The organism is Acidobacteriota bacterium, assembly GCA_039028635.1.
Taxonomy (GTDB): Bacteria; Acidobacteriota; Thermoanaerobaculia; order Multivoradales; family JBCCEF01; genus JBCCEF01.
The window spans coordinates 1-25,152 of sequence record JBCCHV010000080.1 but is presented as its reverse complement, the minus strand read 5'-3'; the positions used below and the strand labels follow the sequence as shown (position 1 = coordinate 25,152).

At 66.3% G+C, this 25,152-nt stretch carries 18 protein-coding genes; 16 read left to right on the top strand and 2 right to left on the bottom strand.

Features of this window, described 5'->3' with window-relative positions; all coding sequences use genetic code 11:
• The 6 genes from sucC to AAF604_23010 all read left to right on the top strand — a co-directional run.
• A partial coding sequence (gene sucC / locus AAF604_23035) for a succinate--CoA ligase subunit beta (GenBank protein MEM7052557.1) occupies nucleotides 1-478 on the top strand: 478 nt, incomplete at its 5' end.
• A 2-nt stretch (nucleotides 479-480) separates the two neighbouring features.
• Entirely contained in the window at nucleotides 481-1,353 is an 873-nt protein-coding gene (gene sucD, locus AAF604_23030) for a succinate--CoA ligase subunit alpha (protein MEM7052556.1), read from the top strand.
• A 161-nt stretch (nucleotides 1,354-1,514) separates the two neighbouring features.
• Nucleotides 1,515-1,937: a nucleoside-diphosphate kinase gene (ndk, locus tag AAF604_23025; GenBank protein ID MEM7052555.1), complete on the top strand. Its 423-nt coding sequence runs from the start codon at nucleotides 1,515-1,517 to the stop codon at nucleotides 1,935-1,937.
• 221 nt (nucleotides 1,938-2,158) lie between these two features.
• Nucleotides 2,159-2,428: a hypothetical protein gene (locus AAF604_23020; GenBank protein ID MEM7052554.1), complete on the top strand. Its 270-nt coding sequence runs from the start codon at nucleotides 2,159-2,161 to the stop codon at nucleotides 2,426-2,428.
• Nucleotides 2,407-3,927: a hypothetical protein gene (locus tag AAF604_23015; protein ID MEM7052553.1), complete on the top strand. Its 1,521-nt coding sequence runs from the start codon at nucleotides 2,407-2,409 to the stop codon at nucleotides 3,925-3,927. Before AAF604_23020 ends, AAF604_23015 begins: the two co-directional genes overlap by 22 nt.
• Before the next feature lie 171 nt (nucleotides 3,928-4,098).
• On the top strand, nucleotides 4,099-6,924 hold the full coding sequence (locus AAF604_23010; protein ID MEM7052552.1) for a DUF4332 domain-containing protein: 2,826 nt from the start codon (nucleotides 4,099-4,101) through the stop codon (nucleotides 6,922-6,924).
• Nucleotides 6,925-6,942: 18 nt separating this feature from the next.
• Here the strand turns inward: AAF604_23010 and AAF604_23005 are convergent, their stop codons facing one another.
• A complete protein-coding gene (locus AAF604_23005; protein MEM7052551.1) occupies nucleotides 6,943-8,394 on the bottom strand; it encodes a hypothetical protein in 1,452 nt (483 codons plus the stop codon).
• Nucleotides 8,395-8,548: 154 nt separating this feature from the next.
• Here AAF604_23005 and AAF604_23000 point away from each other — a divergent pair, with 154 nt between their 5' ends.
• The 3 genes from AAF604_23000 to AAF604_22990 are packed head-to-tail and all read left to right on the top strand — an operon-like array spanning nucleotide 8,549 to nucleotide 13,522.
• Entirely contained in the window at nucleotides 8,549-9,784 is a 1,236-nt protein-coding gene (locus AAF604_23000) for a bifunctional alpha/beta hydrolase/OsmC family protein (GenBank protein ID MEM7052550.1), read from the top strand.
• A 34-nt stretch (nucleotides 9,785-9,818) separates the two neighbouring features.
• On the top strand, nucleotides 9,819-10,454 hold the full coding sequence (locus AAF604_22995; GenBank protein ID MEM7052549.1) for a sigma-70 family RNA polymerase sigma factor: 636 nt from the start codon (nucleotides 9,819-9,821) through the stop codon (nucleotides 10,452-10,454).
• Nucleotides 10,451-13,522, top strand: a complete 3,072-nt coding sequence (locus AAF604_22990) for a tetratricopeptide repeat protein (protein MEM7052548.1) — start codon at nucleotides 10,451-10,453, stop codon at nucleotides 13,520-13,522. Before AAF604_22995 ends, AAF604_22990 begins: the two co-directional genes overlap by 4 nt.
• A 78-nt stretch (nucleotides 13,523-13,600) precedes the next feature.
• Here AAF604_22990 and AAF604_22985 read toward each other — a convergent pair whose 3' ends face one another.
• Complete coding sequence (locus AAF604_22985; GenBank protein ID MEM7052547.1) at nucleotides 13,601-14,944, bottom strand: hypothetical protein; 1,344 nt, start codon at nucleotides 14,942-14,944, stop codon at nucleotides 13,601-13,603.
• Between the two features lie 459 nt (nucleotides 14,945-15,403).
• On the opposite strand from AAF604_22985, the gene AAF604_22980 reads away from it, so the two are divergent.
• The 7 genes from AAF604_22980 (at nucleotide 15,404) to AAF604_22950 (ending at nucleotide 25,015) form a co-directional block, all read left to right on the top strand.
• Nucleotides 15,404-15,877: a hypothetical protein gene (locus AAF604_22980; GenBank protein MEM7052546.1), complete on the top strand. Its 474-nt coding sequence runs from the start codon at nucleotides 15,404-15,406 to the stop codon at nucleotides 15,875-15,877.
• 533 nt (nucleotides 15,878-16,410) lie between these two features.
• Nucleotides 16,411-17,700 (top strand): polynucleotide adenylyltransferase PcnB, encoded by a 1,290-nt coding sequence (pcnB, locus tag AAF604_22975; GenBank protein ID MEM7052545.1) that lies wholly within the window; start codon nucleotides 16,411-16,413, stop codon nucleotides 17,698-17,700.
• Between the two features lie 54 nt (nucleotides 17,701-17,754).
• A complete protein-coding gene (locus AAF604_22970; protein MEM7052544.1) occupies nucleotides 17,755-18,432 on the top strand; it encodes a succinate dehydrogenase cytochrome b subunit in 678 nt (225 codons plus the stop codon).
• Between the two features lie 14 nt (nucleotides 18,433-18,446).
• A complete protein-coding gene (locus AAF604_22965) occupies nucleotides 18,447-20,393 on the top strand; it encodes a fumarate reductase/succinate dehydrogenase flavoprotein subunit (GenBank protein MEM7052543.1) in 1,947 nt (648 codons plus the stop codon).
• A complete protein-coding gene (locus AAF604_22960; GenBank protein MEM7052542.1) occupies nucleotides 20,393-21,148 on the top strand; it encodes a succinate dehydrogenase/fumarate reductase iron-sulfur subunit in 756 nt (251 codons plus the stop codon). The genes AAF604_22965 and AAF604_22960 overlap by 1 nt, the downstream gene beginning before the upstream one ends.
• 241 nt (nucleotides 21,149-21,389) lie before the next feature.
• Nucleotides 21,390-22,151: a DUF4388 domain-containing protein gene (locus AAF604_22955; protein ID MEM7052541.1), complete on the top strand. Its 762-nt coding sequence runs from the start codon at nucleotides 21,390-21,392 to the stop codon at nucleotides 22,149-22,151.
• A 131-nt stretch (nucleotides 22,152-22,282) separates the two neighbouring features.
• Nucleotides 22,283-25,015: a sigma 54-interacting transcriptional regulator gene (locus AAF604_22950; GenBank protein ID MEM7052540.1), complete on the top strand. Its 2,733-nt coding sequence runs from the start codon at nucleotides 22,283-22,285 to the stop codon at nucleotides 25,013-25,015.
• The last annotated feature ends 137 nt before the right edge of the window (nucleotides 25,016-25,152 follow it).

The following is a 25,152-nucleotide window of genomic DNA, read 5'->3' as shown; positions in this document are numbered from 1 at the left end:
GCGCGATCTCGCCGAAGAGGATCCGGCGGAGGTCGAGGCCAGCAAGTTCGGTCTCAACTTCATCAAGCTCGACGGCAATATCGGTTGCATGGTCAACGGCGCCGGGCTCGCCATGGCGACGATGGACATCATCAAGCTCTACGGCGGCGATCCGGCCAACTTCCTCGACGTCGGCGGCTCGGCGAGCCAGGAGGCGGTCAAGAACGCTTTCCGCATCCTGGTCTCCGATCCCGAAGTCAAGGCCGTGCTGGTCAATATTTTCGGCGGCATCGCGCGCACCGACCGCATCGCCTCCGGCGTGGTCGGCGCGATCCAAGAGCTCGGCAACGTGTCGATTCCGGTGGTGGTCCGCCTGGAAGGCACCAACGTCGAGCAAGGCCGCAAGATCTTGCACGAGGCGGATTTCGACTTCATCGTGGCCGACCAGATGGCCGACGCCGCCGAGAAGGCCGTGGCGGCGGCGCGAGGGGAGGGCTAACCATGGCGATTTGGGTCAACAACGACACCCGTTTGTTGGTGCAGGGCATCACCGGCAAGGAGGGCGAGTTCCACGCCCTCGGCTGCCGCGACTACGGCACCCAGGTGGTGGCCGGCGTGACGCCCGGCAAGGGCGGTCAGACCGTCGAAGGGATTCCGGTGTTCGACACCGTCGACGAAGCGCGCCGCGCAACCGGCGCCAATGCCACCATGATCTTCGTGCCGCCGCCGTTCGCGGCCGATGCGGTGATGGAAGCGGCGGCCGCCGGCATCGAGCTGACGGTGTGCATCACCGAGGGCATCCCGGCGTCCGACATGCTGACCGTGAAGCGCTTCCTGCGCGATCACCCGACGCGTCTCATCGGCCCCAACTGCCCGGGCGTGATCTCGCCGGGGATGGCCAAGATCGGCATCATGCCGGGCCACATCCACCAGGCCGGCAAGGTCGGGGTGGTCAGCCGATCCGGCACCCTCACCTACGAGGCCGTCTGGCAGCTCTCCAACCTCGGTCTCGGCCAGTCGACCTGCGTCGGCATCGGTGGGGATCCGGTGGTGGGAACCACCTTCATCGACGTCCTGGCCGCCTTCAAGGACGATCCGGAGACGGAGGCGGTGATCATGATCGGTGAGATCGGTGGCGACGCCGAGGAGCGTGCCGCCGCCTGGGTGCAGGCGAACTTCGATCGCCCGGTCGTCGGCTTCATCGCCGGCCGCACGGCTCCTCCGGGACGTCGCATGGGGCACGCCGGGGCGATCATCGCCGGCGGTAAGGGCACCGCGTCGGAAAAGATGAAGGCCCTCTCCGCGGCCGGCATCCACGTTTGCGAGTCGCCGGCGGACCTCGGTTCGACGGTGGCGGCGGCCCTCGGTCGCTGAACCTCACAACCCTCGACGGGGCCGCCGAAAAGGGGCGGCCTCGACCTCCTTCTCGGCAGCACGGTGGCGGTGGCGTTCGAGCCACCGCTGTGTTCGCCGAGACCGGCGCCGAAGGCGCTCGTTGATTCTAGAAACGTCAGTTCCCGGAAAGGGTAGGAACGATGGAAACCACTCTCACGATTCTCAAGCCCGATAGTGTCGCCGCCGGCAACGCCGGCAAGATCTTGGCCCACCTCGAGGCCGAAGGCTTCGTGCTGCGCGGCCTGAAGGTGATCCACCTCAGCCAGGCTCAGGCCGAAGCCTTTTACGAGGTGCACAAGGAGCGGCCGTTCTTCGGCAGCCTGGTGGAGTTCATGACCAGCGGTCCGTGCATCCCGGCGGTGCTCGAGCGCGACAACGCGATTGCGCATCTGCGCCAGGTGATGGGCGCCACCGACGTATCGAAGGCCGAGGCCGGCACCATCCGCGCCCTCTACGGCACCTCGATCGAGAAGAACGCCATCCACGGCAGCGACTCGCCCGAGAACGCCGCTCTCGAAACCGCCTTCTTCTTCTCCCGCGCCGACCGCATCGCCGCGATCTGAGCGCTCGGCCGAGCCCGCGAGGCTCGACAACGCCCGGTGGCCCTCGCTGGCTACCGGGCGTTTTTCTTTTTGCAGGAATTCGCGGACTGGTAGGCTCGGACCCAGAATCAGGAAAGATTCAAATCAGGGTTCAACCATTCGGGCGTTGAAGTAGTGCCTCGCACGGCGAACATCGCCGGCCATGTCCGTTTTTCTGGGAAAGACGGCTGGAGGATTCGACCATGGGCAAGCTCGAAGTGAAGAAGATCATCCGTCGCTGTGTCAGCCGCTGGGCCGATACGGAGGCGCGTCAGACCGACGTCTTGTCGGTGCTCAAGAACGTCACGGCCGCCAGCAAGCGGTCTCTGGCCCGCGAAATCAACGACCATGCCGATCTCAAGGCCTGCAAGCCGGTGATCGCGGAGGACCAGATCCGTGGTGCCATGAAGGTGACGGAGCTCGGCGAGCGGGTGTGGGACAACGAGCCGGAATGCCTCGCCGCTCTGCCGTAACCATCGCGGCGCTGGTAGTGGCTTCCCTGGGCCTCTCCACGGGGAGAGCCTGGGCAGCCCTCGAAGTCACCGTCGACGAATCGGCGAACGGTGTTCGAGTGCTCTTCGACCAGCCGGTGCTGGTCGAGTCGGTCAAGCCGTCCGGGGTCACCGCCTATGCCCTCCGCCGCGATCCTCTGCCGGAAGTCGTACCTCTCCGGGTGGTCGAGATTTCGCCGATCGAAGGCGATCGGCTGGACGAGGTCTTCGTCCTGCGCTTCGCAGCCATCGACGAACGACCGGCCCTGGTGGATCGGCGTGCCGAGTTCACGCTGGTGTTCGACGGTGTGCGCACCGCGAAGGGCCGCAAGCTCGGCCGCCAGCAGGTGAGCTTTCGCCGCTTCCCGACACCGGCCTGGTCGATCGATGAGAGCCTTGGCCGGCGCACCCTCGAGATTCACGACCTGGTTCGCTCCGCGGAGCCCATCGTCCCGCGGGACTGGCTGGAGCGGCAGGCCGCGAAATCCCGTCCCGACCTCGCCCTCGAATGGAGCAGTGCACGCCCCGGGGTGGCCCGTCCGCTCGCCGTGGAACGGCTGGAGATCGACGGTCCGCATCTGCGCCTTTTTCTGGCTCGGGCCCTTCCCAAGGGCAAACCGATCTATCTGCGCCTGACCTTGCCGTCGACCGACGAGGGCGACGAAGTCGTGATCGCCAATCGGTCCCCCTTCACTTTCTCGGCGCCGCTGGGCCGATCGGACAGCTCTCTGGCCTACTACCTCGACCTGGCCTTCGTCTCCGAGGGCGGCGCCGACGAGCGCGATGACGAGGGACTTCTCGATCTCGTCGTGCGGCCGGGGCCGTGGTCCTTCGCCGACTCCGGCGAGGGGCCTTGGGTGCGGCGTTGGCGACCCCTGCTCGAAGCCCAGGTGGGGAGTGACTCGGGGGTCGAGTCGCGCATGCCCGATCGGGTGACCTTGGGTGCGGACCTGCTCTTCGACCGTGCCACGGCGCGCTGGGGCGAGCATCGTCTACGCGCTGGACTGCGCCATCACGCGGATCGTGACTTCGACCACCGCGAGGGTCTCGCCGAGCTCGCCTGGTCGCCGGTCGCCGACGCCTGGGTCAGGACCGTCGATCAACGGCGCCGTGACTTCGACCGGCGGCCCGTCAAAGCCCGCCTTGGTCCGCTGCTGCGCTCCTGGGCCTTCGTGCCTATTCTGGGGGTCGAGGCCGGCGAAGTGCTGGCGGCGGATCCCGGTGTCGAGAAAGACTCCTTCGTCCGCGCCTGGGCCGGCTTCGAGCTCGATCTGGCGGTCGGTCCCTTCTCGCTGGCGGTGAACGAGAAGCTGCGGCGTCTCGATTCCGGCGACGAAGAGTGGCGGAACCTCCTGGCGGCAACGCTCAGCTATCAGCTCACACCGACCCAGGGCATCGGCCTCAAGCTTCAGAAGGGCTATGACGCCCCGACCTTCGCAGAGGTCGACGTGGTGTCGGTGGCCTACCGGATCCAGTACTAGCGATTTTCTCGTCGTTGGAAGGGTGCACTCATGGTTCATCAAACCGGTTTCACAGGCTTCTCGATGGCCCAAAGATGGTGAAGCCGCTCGCTGGGTCCGTCAGTTTCGGTAGGGGGCGGAGGTACTGGAGACGCAAACGGGTTCCATCGTGACCGCGAAGGGGAAGGACTCATGATGATCAATCGGACAGCAGGCTGGGTGGTGGCTGGGATGTTGGCGTTCGTGCTGGCCACACCATCGGCCGGCGCCCAAGAATGTGCCGCCGCCCGGGGCCAGATGGAGGTCGGCCTGCTGGACGAGGCGCGCAAGGCCTACGGCGCCGTCGAGGCCAAGGACGGCGAGCTTCCGGACTGCGTCGGCGAAGGACTGGACCAGCTCGTGGTGCGCTACCGTGAGCTCGGGGACGCCCAGCTGGCGATCGGCGAGACGGAGAGCGCCAAGAGCGAGTTGCTCAAGGCCCTCGCTCTGCGGCCGGACGATGCCGCTACCCAAGCAAGCCTCGCCGGTGTCCTCCAGAAGCTTGATCAACAGGCCTTCGTCGTGGCGGCGGCCCTCGACCGTGCTGGAGACCATGCCGGTGCCTGGGCCAAGGCTCAAGAGGCTTTGAAGGCCGATGTCGAGCTACCGCCCGCCCTCGAAGGCCTCTTCGAGCGGCAACGCGACAAATCCTTCGACAAGGCCAGAGCCCTCGCGGAGCTTGGCAACTTGACGGAGGCTCGAAAAGCGGCCGAGAAAGCCCTAGAGGCCGTCGGCGGCCCACTTCCGACGGAGCTCGAGTACATCTACGGCACTCCCTGGACGGACTCTCACGAGCTGATTCGGTGGAGTGTCCGGGCCTTGCCGCTCCTGATGCCGCTGCTGGCTTTCCTCTTGGTGGCGTGGTTGGTGACCGTGGTCGTTCGATATTGGACCTCATTTCGGCGCAAGGTTCTCGTCGATGCCTTCGCCGTGGCCGAGCCGTTGATCGAGGACAAGAACAAAAAGGATGCGGTGGTGGGCGGCGAAGACTTCGCGCGGCGCGCTCAGCACTCCCTCGCCGCGCTCGGCGGCTTGGAGCAGGCTGGGGGAATCGTGCGCAGCGGTCCCGTCGAGATTCCGATCTCCGAAGTGGTTGGAACCGCGGTTCCGGCCGCTCAAGGGGTGGCCAAGATCTTCGATTCGCTCATCAAGCTCATCGCTCCTGCGCCCTTCCGCTTGACCGGGATCGTCCAGCGCCCCGGTCCGCGCGGTCCGGGCGTGGTGGTTCAGCTGAGTCAAGGGAACGAGATCCTCGGGTCTGAGGAGCTTTGGCTCAAGGACTTCCTCGGCGAGGCGGAGGTTAAGAACTTCATGGCCCTGGATCCGCTCGAAGGCTACGCCGTGCTGGCCGAGGTCGTCGCCGTCTGGCTGTTGTCCCAGTGGAGCCTGCGCGGCGGCTCCGGTGAATTCTCGCTGCTCGGCTCGTCGAGCTGGCGAGCAGTTGCTCTGTTGCGAGCCGGGACGAGGTCAATGGACTTGGCGAGCTCAGGGGTGGCGCCGGTTCAGCGCCTGAAAACGGCTCAGGGACAGTTCGAGGAAGCCCTGGAAGAAGACGGTGGGATGTTCGCCGCCTACCATCACCTGGGCAGGGCCCTGTGGGCGCAGGGCGGCAGCGATCATGAGGGACAACGGAGACTCTTCGAGCGGGTTCGGAAGCTTCTCGATGGCTCGTACTTGGATGCCTCGGCGGAGGAGGACCTGGTCGCCTTGGCAGCGAAACTCTTCGGCAAAGGGAACGACTCGGAGGATCTCTCGAGCGACCGGATCGAGCAGATCGTCGGACAGGGAAGTCAGGCCTTCGACAGTCAACGCCTGATCTTCTACTGCAATGCGTCCTACGGTGAGTTGGCGAAGCTCGCGGAGGAGGCGATCAAGTCCCCGGAGAACACTCTGGCAAGAGAGCGAGAGCTGGCTCGGGAGATTCCCCGAGAGCTGCGGCACGCTCGCCAGCGGTTGGCCGAGCTTTCGTCTTCGGATCGGCTCGTTGGGATGAAGCAGTGGGACGAGGCCGCCGCGAGAAAGGTGTCCGCCACTGCCCGTAGCTTGGCCCCGGTTCTGCTGCAGCTCGGGTGGCTCGAAGTCGAGGCTGGTCGAACCACGGCTGACGCTTGGCGCGAGTGTGTCCAGGGATCTGTCGCCATGGCGGAGCAGAGCTTCGACTCCCTGTTCATCATGAACGTCGCGAGCTTTCTCGATGCCGTCGGGCGGCGTCTCGCGGGCGAGCACGGGTTCACGCCGACGGCGGTCGCGATCGATTGGCAGACCTTGGATCCCAGCTCTGCGAATGGACCTCACGGTACGCCGCCGGCCGCGGAGAAGAGCGCTGTCCCTGCTGCGGATCCGGCGCCAACGGTCGATGCTACGGCGCCAGCCTCGGATGCTTCGCCGATGGCCCTCGGACTGCTGCTCTGCGGTCTGGCGGGGCGACTCTTGAAACGATCTCTGCAATTCAACCCCACCCGGAAGAACGAAGTGACCGAGGTCGGGGCCTTTGCGCCGGCCACCTTGCGAGCGATCGCACCGGGCGACGGTGATGACGACAAGGCGGAAGAATCCAAGCAACCGTCGTCCTCGCTCTCGAAGCTCGACCTGATCTCCGACGAAATGTCCTCGGCGCTGGCGAAGCATAAGGTCTCGACGGTCGCAGACCTTTTGGTGGCGACGGCGGACCCGTCGCGTCGACAACGCTTGGCCAAAGCCCTCGATCTCAAGGATTCAGCGATCCTCGAACGCTGGGCCCACGCCGCCGAGTTGCTCAGTCTCCCGGGTATCGACGCCGAGCACTGCAACCTGCTTTTGCAGGCCGGCATCGATTCCCTCGCCGCGCTGCAGGGTGCCAGTCCTCCGCAACCGCTGGCGGAGCGCTTCGACTCTCTGATGGCGGTCGCCAAGGCCATCGGTTCCGAGGTCGAAGTGGACCTCGACAAGTTTCGCGTCTGGGTCGAGGCTGCGGCCGGCTTGTCGTCGATCGTGCGGTAGAGCGGACTTTCGCGTCCCTCAGGGGCGGCGCAGCAGAACCACCGGGTCGCCTTCGTAGGCCGGGCTCACGAAGGCCGCTGCGGGCCGGTAACGGCCGCCGATGCCGGGAGTGCCAAGGACCTCATCGACGAAGCGCTGGCGGAAGACCGGTGCGTCGAGCAGGTAGGTCGGGTCGACCGCGGCGACGTGGTCTCCCAGGCGGCCGTCGGCGCGCGCCGCGACGACGGCCGGGTCGATCAGCCCCACCAGATCGAGGACCGGCCGATCGGCGTAGTAGCCGAGGACGCCGATCTCGACGGCGGCGACTCGGGCCGACGGTGGCGCCTCGCGGGCGAGGTACTCGCCGACGGCGCAATAGAGCTCTTGGCGCGGGTCCGGCGGCTCGCCGTGCTGCGCCACGGCCCAGGTCAGGCCGGGCTGCCAGAGCGGCAGCGACAGGGCGAGGCCGACGAGGCCGGCGACGATCGGTCGCAGGCCGGAGGTCGGCAGGCGCGAGCCGACCAGCGCGCCGAGGCGGGCGGCGCCGAAGGTGGCGAGGGCGAGGAGGCCGTTGAGGGCGGCGACCTCGTACCAGGGGGCGAAGGGCACCCCCGCCAAGCGATAGAAGGCCTGCAGGGCGAGAACGCCCGCCGCCAGCACCGCGCCGGCGCTGGCCAGGAACGACACGGCGCCGCTCCGCCGCCGGCTGGCGATCCAGATCAGCAGGCCGATGGCGGCGAGGATCATCAGGGCGGCGCGCCCGCTGGGAGTCAGGGTGCGGCCGAGCCAGTGCCACTGGTCGGCGCTGTAGCCGAGGGCGTCGCTCCGCTCGCTCTGCTTGCCCGCCAAGGTGGCCGGGAGGGGCGAGCCGAAGTAGCTCGTCAACCAGATGCCGAGGAGCGCCGGCGGCAGGAGACCCGCCAGCGCGTAGCGCCACGGGGGCCTGCGCTGGCGCCACCACAGAACCGCACCCAGGAGGGTGGCGAGGAGCACCAGGTCGGTGCGGCAGAGCATCGCCGCCGCGGCCGCCAGGCCGGCGGCGGTAGCCTGGTCTCGACGCAGGGCCAGCCAAACGGCGAGGGTGCCGAGGGCCGCCGCCGGCAGGGTTTCGGCGCCCAACATCTCGATGTTCCAGCGACAGGTGAGGGCGGTCAGGGCGAACAGCAGGGGCCAGGTCGCATGCCGTGGGCCGGCCATCGCACCGAGCAGCAGGACCAGACCGCCGAGGGCCAAGAGGGAGAGCAGGCTGCCTCCCGCCGGCGGCTCGATACCGGCCCAGCGATCCAGGCCACCGAGGGCCAGGGCGTAGCCCGGTGCCGAAGTGCCCAGTACTCGCTCGCCGTCGTTGAAGGTCAGGCCATCGCCGCGCGCCCAGCGCTGGGCATATTGGTAGGTGATGTAGGCGTCGTCGTAGCTGTCACCCCAAAAGCCGGAGGCGAGGAAGGTCGCCAGCAAGGCGACGGCGAGCAGCGAAAGGGCGAGCGACTTCAACGTGAATCTCGTGACCGGGTGGGGGCGAATTGGGGGCATGATAGCGCCGCCGGAGGGATCCAGTACACTGCCCGCGGCCGGAAGAATCGAGCGAGACACCGTCGGTGGGACCGGCGCCCCCGGACTCCCCACCCAAAGCCCCTCGGGAGGAATCATGCGCAGCGAGAGATTTCGTTTTCCTGGATCCCTGGGTACCGACCTGGTGGCCCGTCTCGACCGACCGTCCGTCGGCGAGCCGCGCGCCTATGCCCTCTTCGCCCACTGCTTCACCTGCTCGAAGGATCTCAAGGCGGTGGGCTGGATCAGTCGCACCCTGGCGGCGCGCGGCATCGCCGTCTTGCGCTTCGACTTCACCGGCCTCGGCGAGAGCGAAGGCGATTTCGGCGAGACCGACTTTTCGTCCAACCTGGACGACCTGGTGGCGGTGGGTCGGTTCATGGCCGAGGAGCTGGCGCCACCGCGCATCCTGATCGGCCACAGCCTGGGTGGGGCGGCGGTGCTGGCGGCGGCGCGGGAGTTTCCCCAGGCGGTGGCGGTGGCCACCATCGGGGCCCCCAGCGAAACCCGTCATCTCCTCGATACCCTCGGGGTCGGGGCGGCGACGGACGATGGCGCGGCGCGGGAGGTCCAGCTCGGTGGGGCGCAGTCCTTCCGGGTCAGCCCGAGCTTCGTCGAGGACGTGTCGCAGGATCACCTGCGGGGCGCTATCGAGGAGCTCGACAAGGCGCTTCTGGTGCTGCACTCGCCGATCGACCGCATCGTCGGCGTCGAGCACGCCCGGCGGATCTTCGAGGCGGCGCGTCACCCCAAGAGCTTCGTTTCCCTCGACGATGCCGACCACCTGCTGCGGCGAGAAGCCGATGCGCGCTATGCCGGTGAGGTGCTGGCCGCCTGGGCGGCACGCTTCGTCGACCGCGTCGAGGCGCCGGAAGAGTCTGTCTCGGAAGGTCAGGTGGAGATTCGCGGGGGTGCCCGCGGTTACACCACCGAGGTGCTGGCGCGGCAGCATCGTCTGGTCGCCGACGAGCCGCGCTCGGTGGGCGGTGACGATCTCGGCCCGACGCCCTACGACCTGCTCCTCGCCGCCCTCGGCACCTGCACTGCGATGACCTTGCGGATGTATGCGGATCGCAAGAAGTGGCCCCTCGAGGGCGTCCGCGTGCTGCTCGATCACGGCAAGATCCACGCCCGCGACTGCGAGGACTGCCAGACCACCAGCGGCAAGATCGATCACATCGATCGTCGCCTCGAGGTCCAGGGCCCGCTCGATGACGGACAGCGTCAACGCCTGCTCGAAATCGCCGATCGCTGTCCCGTGCACCGCACCCTCGAAGGCGAGATTCACATCTCGACACGAGCCCTCGAAGAGCAACAAATGCCTTCCGAGTGAGTCCTTTGGCGGGGTGGTAGGATGCTGCTGAGACATGCCGCTACCGCCGAACGACGTCACCAGCCTGCTGATCGAATGGCGTCAGGGAGACCCGCACGCCCTCGATCGGTTGATGCCCTTGGTCTATGGGGAGCTGCGCCGTCTCGCCGGTCGCTACATGCGCCGCGAACGCTCGGACCACAGCTTCGACCCCACCGAGCTGGTGCACGAGGCCTATCTCAAGCTTTCCGGTAAGAACCATCCCCGCTGGCGCGATCGCATCCACTTCTATGCGGTGGCGGCGCAGCTCATGCGCCGCATTCTGGTCGATCACGCCCGCGGCCATCGCACCGCCAAGCGCGGCGGTGGAGTCCCCAAGCTGTCGCTGCAGGAGGCCGGTGAGGTCTCGGATCAGGAGGCTACCGATCTGGTGGCCCTTGACGAGGCTTTGAAGGATCTCGCCGAGATCGATCAGCGCAAGGCACGCATCATCGAGCTGCGTTTCTTCGGCGGTCTCACCATCGAGGAGACGGCGGAGTTCCTGGAGGTTTCGACGGCGACGGTGATCGCCGACACGCGCTTGGCCCGCGCCTGGCTGCACAAGGAAATGCAGGCCGCCGAGGCGGCTGCCGAATCGGCGCCCCAGCGCGGCGAGTCCGGTGACGAGGGCCCGCCGCCCGGACCGGCATGACTCCGGAGCGCTGGCAGCGTATTGAAACCCTGTTCGCCGCCGCCGTCGAGCTGGCGCCCGCGGACCTCGAGACTTTCCTCGACACGGAGTGCGGTGACGACGCCGAGCTGCGTCGCGAAGTCGAGAACCTGATCTCCTCCGACCGCTCGTCCGGGGCGGTGATCGAATCGGCGGTGGCGCAGGGCATCGAGCTCTTCCAAGGCGACGACGGCAGTCGCGAAGAAGGTCGTCGCATCGGTCCCTACCGGGTCGTCGAGCTGCTCGGCGAAGGCGGCATGGGGGAGGTCTTCCTGGCGGTGCGGGCGGACCGCGAATACGACCAGAAGGTCGCTCTCAAGGTGGTGCGCCCGGGCATGGGCAGCCACAACATCGTCGAGCGCTTCCGCCGCGAGCGCCAGATCCTGGCCAATCTCGATCATCCCAACATCGCCCGCCTGCTCGATGGCGGCACCACCGACGACGGCCTGCCCTACTTCGTCATGGAGTACATCGAGGGTGAGCCCATCGACCGCTATTGCGACCATCGCCGGTTGGGCATCGCCGAACGGTTGGAGCTTTTCACCACCGTTTGCTCGGCGGTCTACCACGCCCACCAGAACCTGGTGGTGCACCGTGATCTCAAACCCAGCAACATCCTGGTGTCGGACGACGGCAGCGTCAAACTGCTCGACTTCGGGATCGCCAAGCTGCTGGCGCGGGACGAATCGAAGACCGTCCCCGACCTCACCGAGTTCGAGCGTCCTCTGACCCTCGGCTATGCCAGCCCGGAGCAGGTGCGCGGCGATCCGATCTCGACCGCGAGCGATGTCTACTCGTTGGGGGTAGTGCTCTTTCTCCTGCTCACCGGTCGCCGTCCGTTCAAGAGTCGCAACGTGCCGCGTCGCGAAATCGAGCGGCGCATCCTGGAAGATGAGGCACCTCGTCCCAGCCTGCTGGTGGGGCGCCCCCTCGACCGTGACGGCGAGGCCGAGGTGACGCCGTCGATGGTGGCACGCTGGCGCGGTCTGCGGCCCGAGGCCCTGCGTCGGCGCCTGAGCGGAGACCTCGACAACATCGCCCTCAAGGCCCTCGAGAAGGATCGCAATCGGCGCTACAGCTCCGTCGAGCTGCTGGCCCGGGATCTCCGCAACCACCTCGTCGGCTTGCCGGTGTTGGCGCGGCGGGCCACGTTGCCCTACCGCGCTGCCAAATTCGTGCGTCGCAACCGCATTGCTCTCGCCGTTGCCACCGCCTTCTTGCTGGTGGTGTTGGCGTCCGGCTTGGCCCTGTGGCAGTCCTCGGTCCAGGTGCGCCAGGAGCGGGACAAGGCGCTCCTGGTGTCCGAGTTCATGGCCGAGCTGTTCGAGATCTCCGATCCCGACGAGTCCCTCGGCGAGACCATCACCGCCCGCGAGCTGCTCGACAAAGGAGCGCTGAAGCTGCGCGGGCAGTTGGTCGACCAGCCGGCGGTGCGGGCCGTGTTGCTCGATTCGGTGGGCTTCGTCTACTTCAAGCTCGGTCTCTATGAACGGGCTCGGCCATTGGTGGAAGAAGCCCTCAGGCTGCGCCAGCAAACCCTCCCGGACAACCACCCGGACGTCGCCGAGAGCCTCAATCATCTCGGCTCGGTGCGCTGGGGGCAGGGCGACTTCGAGAATGCCGAGGAGCTGTTCCGGAAAGCGGTGCGCTCCTACCGTCGCGCCCTCGGCGATCGCGACCCGCGGGTGGCGCGGGCGCTCAACGATCTCGCCGGCGCCCTCAGCGGTACCGGCAGCTACGGTGAAGCCCGGACCCTCCTCGAGCGTGCCCTCGAGATCTATACCGAGGAGCTCGGCGAAGATCATGCGGAGGTCGCCGAGACCCTCAACAACCTCGCTCTGCTGCTCGAGCAGGAAGGCGATCCGGAAGGCGCCAAGCCGTTGATCGAGCGGGCCCTGGCGATCGATCGCCGGATCTATGACGGACCCCATCCAGCGGTGGCGCGAGATCTCCACAACCTGGCGCTGGTCGAAGATGTCTTGGCCGACTACGACCAGGCCGAGGCGCACTATCAGCAGGCCCTGGAGATTCGTCGCCAGGTCCTCGGTGAGGGCCATCCGGACACCCTCGAGACGATGAACAATCTGGCCGTGATTCCGTTCAATCGCGGCGAATACGAGCTCGCCGCCGAGCGCTTCCGGGAGACCCTCGATCAGAGTCGGCGCTTGCTCGGCCCGGGCCACCCCACGGTCGCCGCGATGGCCAACAATCTGGGGGTGGCGCTGCTCAAGCTCGGCGCGTCGAACTACCCCCAGGTCATCGAGCTCCATCGCGAGGCCTTGAGCATCCGAACGGCGGCCCTGGGAGAGGATCATCAGGAGGTCGCGCTGACCCGCGACAATCTCGCCGATGCCCTTCTCACCACCGGCCAGTACGACCAGGCGGAGCCCCTCTACCGACGCTCCCTGGAGGTGCGTCTCGAGCTCTTCGGGGAGGGCCATGAAGGGGTTGCCCGGAGTTACTCGAACCTCGCCCTGCTGCGTTTCGTTCAGGGACGGCATCGGGAGTCGGTGGAGTTCCAGCGCCGCTCCCTCGACATCTATCGTCAGATCCTGGGGGAGGATCACCCCAAGACCATCACCTCCCTGGCCGGTCTCGGGCAGCGCCTGGGGGCGGCCGGCGATCACCCGGCGGCGATCACCGCCCTACGCCAGGCGGCCGAGCAGCAGCGCCAGCGCCTCGGCGGCGATCATCCGGACCTCGCCAAGACCCTGACCTACCTCGGCGAGGTGCTGACCGCCGGCGGCGACCTCGCCGAAGCCGAGACCTTGCTGCGGGAAGCCCTCGAGATCCGACGCGCCAAGCTTTCGCCGGGTCACTGGCGCCTGGCCGAAACCAAGAGTGTCCTGGGGAGCTGTCTTTCGATGGCGGCACGCTTTTCCGAGGCGGAAGAGCTACTGACCACCGCCTATCGTGATCTCGAGCAGGCCCGCGGAGCGCAGAACATCAACACCCGCAAGACTCGAAACCGGCTGGCGGACCTTTATCGAGCCACCGACCGCCAGGCGGCGGCCGCCGCCCTCACCTCGCGCGGCCCGGGCAACCTCTGAGCCCGCCGGCAGCCGCAGCGACGAGGCCAGCCCCCTGAGGCTGGCCTCGCGTCCGCCGTATCGACCCTCGACCGTCGCTTACTCGATGGTCAAGACGTGGGCCATCACCACCACGCAATCGAAATAGACCGTATCCCCGACGGCTGGCGCGTTTTGTGGCGTGAAGGTCGGCTTGTTCGGGATCGTCCGCGGGTTGGTTTGCTCCGGGTTGCCGCCTTCCTGAGGTGGGTCGTTGCATTCGCCACCGCCGGTGCCCTCGCCCTCGGGAAGGGTCGGAACCACGCCGATGGTCAGGCGCTGATCGCCGAGATCGGGGGACAGCAACACCTCGCCCGGGGGCGCGCAGCAGCACGGCGGCGGGGTGTCCGTCGAGGTGTAGCGGATGATGTAGCCATCATCGGCCGAGTCGAAAGTGGTGTCGCTGGCGGGGATCGACGACGAGGCCGAGTCCCAGAGTTGGTTGAGGGCCGCGCCATCGATTCCCTGGAAGTCCGAGGAGCGATCGTAGTCGGTGTACGGACCGCGAATCGCGGTCAGGACGTCGTCCCGCGGACCGAAGTCGGTGGTGTAGGGCAGGACGTTGAAGTTATCGCTCTGGGTTTGGCCGTCGGCTCCGATGCGCGACACCCGGAAGTTGTTGAACGTGGGGGGGAAGGGATCCTCGAAGAGGTGATCGAAGATGGCACCGAAGCGCATCTGAAACGGGCCCTCGTGGAACGAGACCCGCGTCGGCATGGGGACCGAGGCGTCGGAGTAGATCAGGATCAGGCTGGCACCGTCGTCGATCGGCAACGGGATGGGATCGGTCGGATCGGTGAACGGGTTGCGGCCATCGGAGGTGGCAGCTCCGGCGAGGCTCACCGGGTAGTCCCCGACGATCGGTGAGTCGAAGACCGACAGCGGAACGTCTGCGGCATAGCCGGCGAAGATTGCGAGATCGTTCCAGCAGGGCTGGTCGGCGACGCCCATCAGGCGTCCCGTGAGCTGCTGACCAGCGAAGTTGATGGTCAGGTTGTCCGGATGGTCGGGGCGGTCCGTGATGCGTCCCCAGACGACGAAAGCGCGCACCGCGACCGCGTCGACGGGCACGCCGCGCACGGCGATGGTGCCGCTGGGGAAGTTGCGCAGGCCGGTGCCTGCAACGACATGGTCGAGGCCACCGGGGAGATCGCCACAGTTGATGTTGGCTGGGGGGTCGACGCTGCAGAGCGTCTGAAGCGAGGCGCGGTCGAGGGTGAGGACGTGAGTCATCACAAAGGTATCGAGGAAATTCGACTCCTTACCGCCGTTGCTGATGGTCTGCAGGGCGCCGCCGGCAGCCCAGAGGGTGGCGGCGCCGAGCCATGCCGCGGTGGCGGTCGCGACGACGGTCCGGAACCACGAGGGAGTAGGGCGGCGGTCGATCGTGAGTGGATGGTTCATCTCCGGTCTCCTTCTGCCCGCATAACGGGGCCCCTTGCTTCGGATTACATTCGGATTACATACAGAAAAGTGCTTCTTTCATGCAGAAAAGTGCTTCCTCCGGTATAAGCGAGAAACGAACGCGAATCCAATAGACGTCGTTGGATTCTCTCCTGATCATCGGTTATCGGCCGGTCTCACGCTTTGCACAGTAGTGGAGTTGCGCGGGCTTCGATTCCGCTCGCGAGAGCTCCGCAACCTTGCTTCGGTGGGCCCCTGCGCGGCGGTAGGGGTCCGCCTCTTTTTGTTGCCCCTGAATCGTCGCGCCAAAACGCGAGAGATGAGGCCGGCGGCGTCCTTTGGCGAGGACGATCGGTGATGGGGAGATCGGTGTCTCGAGAGAAGAAACCCTGTAATCACTGGCCCTTTCCAGGGCTGGCACGGATCGTGATCTACCTCTGGGCCAAGGAGGTAGACATCATGCGAAAGACACTCATTGCCACCCTCGCCCTCGCCACCCTGATCCTGGTGACGCCCGGCGTCGCCGAAGCTGCCTACGGTTGGCTCTTCGGGGCCAGCTTCAACATCGGGGGATTTCACTTCTCCCTCGGTTTCCGCGACAACGGCCACTACCCGACCTACTACTACCGCACCTACGATCGCGTCGCCTATCGCGGCCATAGCTGTCATGACCGCTGCTACACCCGTGGCCGGGCCCACTATCACCACGAGTCTTGTCCGGTGATCACCCATCACTTCAAGCGCCACCGGGCCCATCACCACAAGGTCTTCTCGCGCTACGCGCCCTACTACGATGGTCGTTACGCGTCGCAGCGCTATGACCGCTACGACCGCTATGACCGGTACGACCGCTACGACGACTACGACCGGCGCTCCCGCTACGACCGGCGCTATGACCGCCGGCGCGGCCGCAGCTGCCCCTACAACGACTGACTTTTCCCGGGATGCGGGCGAAGCCCATCCCACCAGCTCAACTCCTCGAGTCCCTTCAAGGCCGGAGCGCGTTCGTAAGCCCCCTTCAGCGCTCCGGCCCCTTTTTTTTCTGCAGCTACCGTCACTGCTCCTCGCCTGCCAGCTCTGGCGCGCGGGGTTTCCGGACATCTTCCGGACATCTTCCGGACATCTTTTGAGGTCCTCGCAGTCGGAGAAACTTCGAGAGGTGTGTCCGTAAGTCCAATTACTACAGCGGTTTGATCTTCTGTTTCGGGTGACTTCGGTGTCTGGCACGAATCTTGGTATTAGCCAGAGATGTTCAGCGTGACGAATCGGGGTGCCCGCTACCGCCTCCTCGCCTCCAGTGGTAGCGGGCGCCCCGTTTTCCTGCTCCCCGGAACGCGCTTGGCAGCGGCGGCCCAGGGCAGCTCCCGTGCCGGATCCCAAAGTTCCCCGCGAGAGACTCGCGAGTGGGGCAAATCGCGTCCGAATCGCTGCCCTCCCGGCCGCAGGCCACCCTATAATGGTCCTCCGTGAGCACTGACGAGCCGACTGTTTGTCCGCGGCCCGAGCACTCGATCTCCCGTAAGAACATTTCGAGCAACACGCTCAAGGTTCTCTATCGGTTGCACCGGTCTGGCCACAAGGCCTACCTGGTCGGGGGAGGGGTGCGCGATCTGCTCCTTGGGCGTGGTCCCAAGGACTTCGATATCGGGACCGACGCCCGCCCCGACGAGATGCGCGGTCTGTTCCGCAACTCGCGCATCATCGGCCGTCGATTCCGTCTTGTCCACGTCTTCTTCCAGGGCGAGATCGTCGAGGTCTCGACCTTTCGCCGGGAACCCGATCCCGCCGAGCAGAAGAGCGCCGACGGCGAGCTCCTGATCACCAGTGACAACGCCTATGGGACGCCGCGACAGGACGCTTTCCGGCGCGACTTCACCATCAACGCCCTGTTCTACAACATCGAGGACTACTCGGTGATCGACTATGTCGGTGGGCTGGGCGACCTCGAAAAGCGCCTGATTCGCTGTATCGGCGATCCGGATGTGCGCTTTCGCGAGGATCCCGTGCGCATGCTGCGGGCCTGCGAGTTCGCGGCGCGCCTCGGTTTCGGCATCGAAGGGCGGTCCCAGGAGGCCATTCACCGCCACCGCCACGAGCTCGAGAAGGCCTCGAAACCGCGGGTTACCGAGGAGATCATCCAGCTCCTGCGCTGCGGCTCTTCGGGAAGTGCGGCGCAGTGGATGTTGGATCTCGGCCTGCTCGAGGTCCTGCTGCCTGAGGCTCTCGCCATGGCGACGGCTGGCGATCGCGGCTTCGACGGCTTCGATCAGCTGCTTCCGGTGCTCGACTCGATGGTGCGGGAGGGCCGAACCCTGTCGGATATCAGCGTGCTGGCAACGGTGCTGCTGCCGGCGGTGCTCCTGCGGCGCGACGAGATCGAGCACCAGCAAGACGGGCCGATGTCGCGGGCGGCTCTGGCCGCCATGGTCGAGACCACGTCGGCGCCCTTCTTCGAGCGCTTCACCCTTTCCCGCGAACGTTGCCAACGGGTGATGCGGGCCCTCACCGGCTTCTTCCGCATGTGCGAGCCGGGTTGGCGTCCTGCCGGCCGGCGGCGCTTTGCGCAGCGCCCGTTCTTTCTCGACAGCGTCTTCCTCTTCGAGTGCCTGGTGAAGGCCACCGGCGAAGGTTCCGAGGAGCTGGCTTCCTGGCAGCGAGCGAGACAGATTCGCGGCGGCGACGGCGGGGGGGAGGCACCCGCGCCGCGGCGCCGTCGGCGCAGGCGCCGCCGCCGTCGGCGGCCGCGAGGGGAATGACGTTATGCTTTGCAGGTTGAAGATTGTGAGTGGTTATTCGATGAGGGCTACGACATGAACTGGTTCCTGAGCCTCTATCGCTCGGCGATGGTCAAGAAGACCGCGATGGCGATCAGTGGCCTCATGCTCTTTGGCTTCGTGGCTGGCCACATGGTGGGCAACCTCAAGGTCTTCCAAGGGGCCGAGAAGTTCAATCGCTACGCCGAGTGGCTACGCGAGATCGGCATGCCGATGCTGCCCCACGGCGGGCTCCTCTGGATTGCCCGCATCGGCTTGCTGACGGCGATCATCGTCCACATTGTGAGTGCAGTTCAGCTGGTGCGCATGGCGCGCCGAGCGCGACCGGTGTCCTATCGGCGTCGCGACCGGGTGCAGCTCGACTACGCGGCCCGCACCATGCGCTGGGGTGGCTTGATCATCTTCCTTTACGTGATCTACCACCTGCTCCACCTCACCTGGGGCAGCGCCCACTCCGATTTCGTCTATGGAGACGTCTACCACAACGTGGTCAGTGCTTTTCAGAACCCGTTCATCACCGGCATCTATGTGATCGCCAATCTGATGCTGGGAGTTCACCTGTACCATGGTCTGTGGAGCATGTTTCAGACGCTGGGATGGAATCACCCGCGCTACAACCCCTGGCGCCGCTCCTTTGCCACCCTCTTTGCCCTCGGCGTGACCCTCGGGTTCATCGCGGTGCCGGTGGCGGTTCTGACGGGGGTGGTGTCGTGAGCCGGGAGACGACCATGATCGAACTCGAAACCAAGACTGTCCCAAAGCTGCAGCTCGAATCCAAGATCCCCGCCGGGGAAATGGACGAGAAGTGGAGCAATCACCGCGCCAAGGTGCGGCTGGTCAATCCCGCCAATCGACGCAAGTTCGAAATCCTGGTGGTCGGCTCCGGCCTCGCCGGCGGCTCGGCGGCGGCGACCCTGGCGGAGATGGGCTATCGGGTGAAGTGCTTCTGCTACCAGGACAGCCCGCGGCGCGCCCACTCGATCGCCGCCCAGGGCGGCATCAACGCCGCCAAGAACTATCGCAACGACGGTGACAGCGTCTATCGCCTGTTCTACGACACCGTCAAAGGTGGTGATTTTCGCTCCCGCGAGGCCAATGTCCATCGCCTCGCCGAGGTCAGCGTCGAGATCATCGACCAGGCGGTGGCTCAGGGAGTGCCCTTCGCTCGTGAGTACGGCGGCTTGCTCGACAACCGCTCCTTCGGCGGCGCGCAGGTGGCCCGCACCTTCTATGCCCGCGGCCAAACCGGTCAGCAGCTTCTGCTCGGCGCCTACCAAGCCCTGGCGCGGCAGATCCACCGCGGTCAGGTCAAGATGTTCCCACGCACGGAGATGCTCGATGTGGTGGTCGAGGAGGGCCGCGCCCGCGGCATCGTGGTGCGCGACCTGGTGACCGGTGAGGTGACCTCCCACGCCGGCCATGCGGTGGTGCTGGCCACCGGCGGCTACAGCAACGTCTACTACCTGTCGACCAATGCCAAGGGTTGCAACGTCACCGCCGCCTGGCGGGCCCATCGGCGCGGCGCCCTGTTCGCCAATCCCTGCTACACACAGATCCACCCGACCTGCATTCCGCAGGCCGGCGAGTACCAGTCGAAGCTCACCCTGATGAGCGAGTCGCTGCGCAACGACGGCCGAATCTGGGTGCCTTCCCAGGCCGGCGAGTCGCGCCCGGCGGGGGAGATTCCGGAGGCCGAGCGCGACTACTACCTCGAGCGGCGCTATCCCAGCTTCGGCAACCTGGTGCCGCGCGACGTGGCGTCACGCAACGCCAAATCGATGATCGACGCCGGATTGGGGATCGGCGAGCTCAAGAATGGTGTCTACCTTGACTTCGCCGATTCGATCCGGCGCTTGGGCGAGGACGCCATCGCCGACCGCTACGGCAACCTGTTCGAAATGTACGAGCGCATCACCGGCGAGAACCCTTACCAGGTTCCGATGCGCATCTATCCGGCACCGCACTACACCATGGGCGGCCTGTGGGTGGACTACAACTTGATGACCACGGTGCCCGGCCTCTATGCCATCGGCGAGGCCAACTTCTCGGATCACGGCGCCAATCGCCTCGGGGCCAGCGCTCTGATGCAGGGCCTGGCGGATGGCTACTTCGTGTTGCCGATCACGATCGGCGACTATCTGGCGAAGTATCTGGGAGAAGACGTGAGCACCGAAGGCGAGTGCTTCCAACGGACCGAAGAGGAAGTGCGCGAGCGGGTTTCGAAGCAGCTCGCGATCGCCGGCAAGCGGACCGTCGACTCCTTCCATCGCGCTCTCGGTCGGATCGTGTGGGACCGTTGCGGAATGTCCCGCTCCGGTGACGGGTTGCGCGATGCGCTGGTGCAGATCGGCGATCTCAAGGAAGAGTTCGATCACGACCTGAAGGTGCTGGGCGACGGTGAAGGCCTCAATCAAGCGCTCGAGAAGGCGGGGAGGGTGGCGGACTTCTTCGAGCTGGCGGATCTGATGTGTCGCGATGCCCTCGATCGCGAGGAGTCGTGCGGCGGGCACTTCCGTGAAGAGCACCAGACCGAAGAGGGAGAAGCCCTGCGCGATGACGAAAACTACTCCTATGTCTCTGCCTGGGGTTATCAAGGCTTCGGTAATGCGCCCTCGTTGCACCGCGAGGAGCTGAGCTTCGACATCGTTCAGCCCAGCCAAAGGAGCTACAAGTAATGAAGCTGACCCTCAGGATTTGGCGTCAGGCGGGTCCCCAGGAAGCGGGTCGCATGGTCGAGTACGAGCTCGACGACGTCAGCCCGCACTCGTCGTTCCTCGAGATGCTCGATGTCCTCAACGAGCGGCTGACGGAGAAGGACGAGCTGCCGGTGATTTTCGATCACGACTGTCGCGAGGGCATTTGCGGCTCCTGCGGGTTGATGATCAACGGTCAGGCCCACGGCCCCCAGGCCCGGACGGCCACCTGCCAGCTCCACATGCGGATGTTCCAGGATGGCGATGTGCTCGAAGTCGAACCCTGGCGATCCGCGGCCTTCCCGGTGATTCGGGATCTGATGGTCGATCGCTCCGCCTTCGATCGCATCATCGAGTCCGGTGGCTACATCTCGGTGTCGACCGGCAGCGCTCCGGAAGCCAATCTCTTCCCGGTCGCCAAGGAAATCGCCGACGACGCCTTCGATGCGGCGGCCTGTATTGGCTGCGGGGCCTGCGTGGCGCAGTGCCCGAACGGTGCCGCGCAGCTCTTCACGTCGGCCAAGGTCGGGCATCTCGGCCGGTTGCCTCAAGGCCAGCCGGAGCGCTCGCGGCGGGCCGTCGGTATGGTCGAAGCGATGGAAGAGCAGGGTTTCGGATACTGTTCGAACTTCCGCGAGTGCGAAGCGGTTTGTCCCAAGGGGATCAGCATCGACTGGATCGCGCGCCTCAACCGGGACTACCTGAAGGGCAAGTTGACCCAGCGCTCTGACGGCTGATCGGTCGAGCAGTCCATCGACGAAAATAATGGCGCCTCGCCGATATTTTGGCGAAGGCGCCATTATTTTTGACTCGTGCAATTGTCATTCGTTCTCCGCGCGAACGCGCCCTCGCGCCTGAAATCCTTGGAACTGAACCCATTGCGCGGCAGTGGCCGGGGCGGGCGAAGGTCCCGTCCTTTGCTGGGCCGCCTGGCACAGAGTTTGCTGTTCTTAGTATTCGTCCGAGGAGAACCGAACCGTGTTCCGCGTCCTATTGATCGAGCCTGAACCCGCCAGGGCCCGGCTGCTCAGCCTGGCCCTCAAGGGCACTGCGGAAGTTGCGATCGCGGGCGACGAAGGGGTCGCCCTGGCGGCGCTGCGAGTGGCGATCCCGGATCTCTTGCTGATCTCTGAGAAGCTCGGTTTGAGCAAGGCGCGGTCCCTCTGTTCACGAGTGCGTGACGAGGCGGCGTGGAAGACGGTCCGTCTTGCTGTGCTGGTAGCCGGTGGAGCGAACCAGGCCGATGACGAGATCGCAGCGGATCTGGTGCTCGACGCTCGCAGCGCCATGCGGCAGGTGGTCGAAGAGCTGACCGCTGCTCTGCAGCAGAGCCCGCCGGCGACGTCCGAGGAGGCTCCCGCCGCCGGCGAGATGCTCCCGCCCCCGGGAACTTTGAGCGGATCGCTGACGGTGCTCGGTTTGATGGACCTCACCCAGGCCCTGGCCCAGGCCGGTCGGAGCGGGCTGCTGCGGCTGTGGTTTCGAGACCGCCAGGGAGCGCTGGTCTTCGACCAGGGAGAGCTGGTTCACGCTCTCGCCGGCGAGGCCACCGGCACCGAGGCCTTCGGACGCTTGCTGGTCGATGCCGAGGGCGAGCCCACGGCATCATTTCGCTTCGACACTCTGGGGGCGGAAGATCTCTTCCGGATCGAGCGCACCATCGACCGGCCCTTTCAGAGGCTCTTGCTCGAGACCACCGCCGACCTCGACGAGAGCGGTGCGTGGCAGCGTCCGGCCTAGCCCGCCTTTCTTGCCGTTTTCGGCAGCTCCTTTTCGACGCGAGCTGATACGCTGACATCAGTTTTTCGGAATATGCCGAGAGGCTTTCGGAGAGATGGGATCCTGGGTGCTAGAGTGATCGCTTGTCGTCGATGATGCTGGGCTCTACCTCACTTCTCAAAGCTTGTGCTCGTCTGATCGCCGATGTCGGGGAGTATGCGGCGGTAACGCTCTATCTTCCCGCCGTCGAAGGGGAAGTCCCTTCGCCACCGGTGCTGGTTCACAGCGGTGAAGCGGCTGCCGTCCCCGAGCTCGCCGACTCGGTGGCGGCCGAAGGGGCGGTCGCGGAGCTCGATCGATCGTCCGTCTCGCGGGACGAGATCGTACGCCATCCCAGTCGTCGGGCGCCGGGTCTTCTCCTGCGCGTTCCCACCCGTTCGGAGCGCCCCGCGTTGGTCGCTGGCGAGACCCGCTCGGACTTGCCGCCGCTGTGGGTTGGGTTGTTGGGCGGCAGCTCCTATGAGCAGAACGCCCTCTGGCGGCTGGCCGGGGATCTAGCCCGGCACCTACTCCAGGTGTTGCCGATCTTGGTCGATTCGACCACCTCCGTGCCCGGGCGAGCCCAGTTCCAGGTCTATCTCTCCCAAGCCCTCCGGGCGGCGACGGCCAACCAGCGTCCGCTCGCTCTCTTGTTGGTCAATCCGGACGACTTCGAGGGCGTCAATGAGCGTCTCGGTCGGGCGGGCGGCGATGCCGTGATGGTGGAAGTGGCGGACCGCTTGCAGGCCTCGCGCTGGCCCGTTTTTCGTTACGGCGCCGCGGTTTTCGCCGTTCTGGTGCCGGAGACCGAAGGCGCGCCGGAGGATCTCGCCCAGGATCTCCTGCGGCGCCTGACGGCTCATCCCTACGGTGAGGCCGGGGTTCGCCTGACCTTCAGCCTTGGGCTGGCGGTTGTCGACTCGGCTGCCGATGACCGGCGAGACGCCGGCCTGACCCTCTTGCTGCGCGCTGACGAAGCGCTCAGCCAGGCGACCGCGGCGGGTGGCGATCGACTGGTCCAGTGGCAAGCCATCGATGAGGGCGAGGCGGTGGAGCGCCGAGATCGATTGAGCGGCATCTTCACCGCCGACGTCGGCCGCGACTACCGCAATATGCTGCTGCTCTGGGACATGGTTTCGGTGGTGACGCGGTTCGCCGAGGAAGACGATCTGGCGGCGCGGGTTCTCGACAAGCTCTCGGCCGCCTTCCGGCCACTGCGCATCGACTATCTCGAAATGGCGGGAGAAGCCGGTGAGCTGCGGCCGATCGCGAGCCTGGCGGAGCCTCCGATCGAGGGCAGACAGCTGGCGAGGCGGGCCCTCGAGGCCCAGCGCAGCCTGTCCGAGGAGGGCCTTCACGCCTTTCCGCTGATTGCGCGTCAGAAGGTGTTCGGCTGCTTGTTGGTGCGGGGAGAAGAGTCGGCGCCAGAGCTCGATTCGGCCGATGCGGTGCTGCTCGAGGCGATGGCCAGTCATCTCGCAGCGGCGCTCGACCGGGCCGCCCTGGCTCGGCAGGAGAGATCGCGTCGCGAACAGGAGAGCCGCCATCTCCGTGCCGAGCTCAGCGAGCTTCGCCATGCCTTGCAGCAGAGCAAGCTACTGCATCGGTCGCCAGCGATGGAGAAAGTTCTTTCGATGGCGCGCCGGGTCGCTCCCTCCGACGCCACCGTGCTGATCACCGGCGAGAGTGGCACCGGCAAGGAGATGCTGGCTCGCACCCTGCACCAGCTCAGCGAGCGTCGCGACCTGCCCTGTGTGGTGGTCGACTGCGGCGCCATCGCCGCGTCCTTGATCGACAGCGAGTTGTTTGGCCATGAGCGGGGTGCTTTCACCGGGGCCGATCAGCGCTCTCCGGGGCGGTTGGCCCAGGCGGAGGGGGGCACGGTCATTCTCGACGAGGTCGGAGAGCTGCCCCTCGAAGTGCAGAGCAAGTTGCTGCGCTTCGTACAGGAGAAGCAGCTCACGCCGGTCGGGGCGACGCAGCCGATGATGGTCGATGTTCGCATCGTGGCGGTGACCAATCGCGAGCTGTTGAGCGAAGTGCAGGCGGGGCGGTTCCGCGAAGACCTCTACTTCCGTCTCAACGTGGTCCGGCTGGAGGTGCCGCCGCTGCGCCAGCGCCGGGACGACATCCTGTTCCTCGGTCGCCACTTCGCGAAGAAGTTCGCTTTTCAGTACGACAAGGCGCTGCGCGGCCTCTCGCCGGCGGCCGAACGTCGCCTCCTCGAGCATGACTGGCCGGGCAACGTCCGCGAGTTGCAGAACCGGCTGATGCAGGCAGTGCTGCTCAGCGAGACCGACCGGGTCGAAGAGCGGGATCTGCAGATCGAGGCTCCTCCGGCCTTGGCCGTGGCCGGGGATGGGACGGTCGCGGACTCGCCTCTCGAGGCCACCGAGGAGCGCTTGCGGGCCTGTCTCCGGGGCTTGGTGGCCGAAGCCGTCGGGGATTCGACGGTGCGGGCGATGCCGATGGGGCGATGGCTCGAGGAAGACCTCATCTTGGCCGCCGATCGCCTCAGCGAAGGTGCCATCCTCGCCGGTTCGCGGCGCGTCGGAATTCCCGAGAGTACCTATCGGCGGCGCCTCAAGCGGGTCTCGGCGGCGTCCGAAGCCGGCTTGCTGCCGCGGGCCGAAGCTTGGCAAGAGATCCGGGCTCTCCTTCCCGACTGGCTGAGCGAGGGAAAGGTGGCCGGAGACCGGTTGCGCTCCTTGCGGCGGATGCTGCTGGCGCTGGTGGTGGAGCATTTCCCGCACAGCACCGGAGACGCCGCCGGCCTCATGGGGGTCTCCGAGCCGACCTATCGGCGCTGGAAGGAGAGCGAGCTGCCGTCCGCCGGCATTCACTAGCAGGCTGCTGAAAAAGTCCGCTTCGCGACTTTTCCAACGCTGCTAGCTGTTTGTCTCAGGGGGGCGAGAGGCGCCCCCCTCGGCCGCACGCACATGTCGTGCGGCCTCACCCCCGACCTCGGCGGCTCTTGCCGCCG

What these genes read in the sequence shown, in the direction of transcription:
- AAF604_22965 (MEM7052543.1), top strand. Translation starts at nt 18,447, where the DNA reads ATGATCGAACTCGAAACCAAGACTGTCCCAAAGCTGCAGCTCGAATCC.
- AAF604_23000 (MEM7052550.1), top strand. Translation starts at nt 8,549, where the DNA reads ATGCGCAGCGAGAGATTTCGTTTTCCTGGATCCCTGGGTACCGACCTG.
- AAF604_22995 (MEM7052549.1), top strand. Translation starts at nt 9,819, where the DNA reads ATGCCGCTACCGCCGAACGACGTCACCAGCCTGCTGATCGAATGGCGT.
- AAF604_22960 (MEM7052542.1), top strand. Translation starts at nt 20,393, where the DNA reads ATGAAGCTGACCCTCAGGATTTGGCGTCAGGCGGGTCCCCAGGAAGCG.
- sucD (MEM7052556.1), top strand. Translation starts at nt 481, where the DNA reads ATGGCGATTTGGGTCAACAACGACACCCGTTTGTTGGTGCAGGGCATC.
- AAF604_23010 (MEM7052552.1), top strand. Translation starts at nt 4,099, where the DNA reads ATGATGATCAATCGGACAGCAGGCTGGGTGGTGGCTGGGATGTTGGCG.
- AAF604_22990 (MEM7052548.1), top strand. Translation starts at nt 10,451, where the DNA reads ATGACTCCGGAGCGCTGGCAGCGTATTGAAACCCTGTTCGCCGCCGCC.
- AAF604_23020 (MEM7052554.1), top strand. Translation starts at nt 2,159, where the DNA reads ATGGGCAAGCTCGAAGTGAAGAAGATCATCCGTCGCTGTGTCAGCCGC.
- ndk (MEM7052555.1), top strand. Translation starts at nt 1,515, where the DNA reads ATGGAAACCACTCTCACGATTCTCAAGCCCGATAGTGTCGCCGCCGGC.
- AAF604_23015 (MEM7052553.1), top strand. Translation starts at nt 2,407, where the DNA reads ATGCCTCGCCGCTCTGCCGTAACCATCGCGGCGCTGGTAGTGGCTTCC.
- AAF604_22980 (MEM7052546.1), top strand. Translation starts at nt 15,404, where the DNA reads ATGCGAAAGACACTCATTGCCACCCTCGCCCTCGCCACCCTGATCCTG.
- AAF604_22985 (MEM7052547.1), bottom strand. Translation starts at nt 14,944, where the DNA reads ATGAACCATCCACTCACGATCGACCGCCGCCCTACTCCCTCGTGGTTC.
- AAF604_22970 (MEM7052544.1), top strand. Translation starts at nt 17,755, where the DNA reads ATGAACTGGTTCCTGAGCCTCTATCGCTCGGCGATGGTCAAGAAGACC.
- AAF604_22950 (MEM7052540.1), top strand. Translation starts at nt 22,283, where the DNA reads ATGATGCTGGGCTCTACCTCACTTCTCAAAGCTTGTGCTCGTCTGATC.